This is a genomic window from Bradyrhizobium sp. AUGA SZCCT0431 (genome assembly GCF_018131065.1).
In the GTDB taxonomy this organism is placed as follows: Bacteria; Pseudomonadota; Alphaproteobacteria; order Rhizobiales; family Xanthobacteraceae; genus Bradyrhizobium.
The window spans coordinates 1-1,053 of sequence record NZ_JAFCLR010000103.1; the positions used below are offsets into that span (position 1 = coordinate 1).

At 60.7% G+C, this 1,053-nt stretch carries 1 protein-coding gene; it reads left to right on the plus strand.

Translation table 11 applies throughout. The annotated features are described in order from the left end of the window. Positions 1-92 precede the first annotated feature (92 nt). Positions 93-1,038 (plus strand): IS630 family transposase gene (locus JQ567_RS37945; protein ID WP_212443538.1). Its coding sequence is split into 2 segments (ribosomal slippage): positions 93-431 and positions 433-1,038, totalling 945 coding nucleotides; the frame shifts between segments, so codons are not numbered across the junction. Positions 1,039-1,053: the final 15 nt, after the last annotated feature.

Genomic DNA, 1,053 nt, shown 5'->3' on the forward strand with positions numbered 1-1,053 from the left:
CTAGAGCGGGATGAGGTTAGGTTGATTCGATTAGGGATTCCCAAATCAGAGCGTCTCTGATTCAACATGCTGGCTGGAGGAGGTCAGCATGGATGGGCAAACCTTATTCGATGGATCTTCGTGAGCGGGTAGTCGCGGCAGTCGATCCGGGTGGTCTGTCCTGCCACCGGGCAGCGGCGCAATTCGGGGTGGGCGTCAACACGGCCATTCTCTGGGTTCGGCGCTTCCGAGAGACCGGCAGCGTTGCGCCGGGCCAGATGGGCGGGCACAAGCCGAAGAAGATTTCGGGGAAGCACCGTGACTGGTTGCTGGAGCGCACCAGGGCAAGGGACTTCACCTTGCGCGGGCTTGTCGCCGAACTTGCCGAGCGCGGGCTGAAGGTCGACTATCGGTCGGTGTGGGAGTTCGTCCACGCCGAGAATCTCAGCTTCAAAAAAAAGCGTCGTCGCCAGCGAGCGCGACCGTCCTGACGTCGCCCGCCGGCGCGCGCAATGGCAGAAGTATCAGGGCCAGATCGATCCTGAGCGTCTGGTCTTCATCGACGAGACCTGGACCAAGACCAACATGGCCACCTTGCGGGGCTGGGCACCGTGCGGCACCAGGCTCACAGCCAAAGTCCCGCACGGCCACTGGAAGACCACAACCTTCCTGGCCGCATTGCGCTGCGATCGGATCGAGGCACCATGGGTTCTCGATGGCCCGATCGACGGCGAGAGCTTCACAATTTACGTCGAGAAAGTTCTCCTCCCGACCCTGCAGCCCGGTGACATCGTCATCATGGACAATCTCGGCAGCCACAAAGGCAAAGCCGTGCGAGCACTCATCCGCTCGGTTGGCGCAAAGCTCTTCTTTCTGCCGAAATATTCGCCCGATCTGAACCCCATCGAGCAGGTCTTCGCCAAGCTCAAGCACCTGCTGCGCAAAGCCGCCGCACGAACCGTCGAGGCCGTCTGGGCCGCAATCGGTCAGGCGCTCACAGCCTTCATGCCAAACGAATGTGCCAACTACTTCGAAAACGCCGGATACGCCTCAACCTAAATTCATCCCGCTCTA